General features: G+C 56.9%; 1 pseudogene. It reads right to left on the bottom strand.

Features of this window, described 5'->3' with window-relative positions:
• Positions 1–89: 89 nt before the first annotated feature.
• Positions 90–283: pseudogene (locus tag FE784_RS41425) on the bottom strand (extracellular solute-binding protein); the annotation flags it as partial.

Raw genomic sequence — 283 nt, 5'->3', positions numbered from 1 at the left:
ATAGTTCCTCTATAATACGAATACGGCAACACGTTGCACCCGCTTTATCGAGAGGCCTCCAGCTTGTACGCGGATTATGCCGTCGCAGTTTATTGGCCGTCCCCGGCGACGCTCCCCGTCCGCGACAGCACTCGCTCCAGCCGCTCCAGGAGCACGTCCTCCGTTTCCAGTCCCGACCAGTACAGCCTCGCTTCTCTTTGGAACATCTGAAGCTCCTCTATGCTCAGCTTCAGGGAGCTATGCAGGGCAAAGGTAGGGATGATCTCGCGATACAGGTGAAACC

The sequence above is a fragment of the Paenibacillus hemerocallicola genome, assembly GCF_006265175.1.
Taxonomy (GTDB): Bacteria; Bacillota; Bacilli; order Paenibacillales; family NBRC-103111; genus Paenibacillus_AB; species Paenibacillus_AB hemerocallicola.
This window is presented reverse-complemented; position numbering and strand designations above follow the sequence as displayed.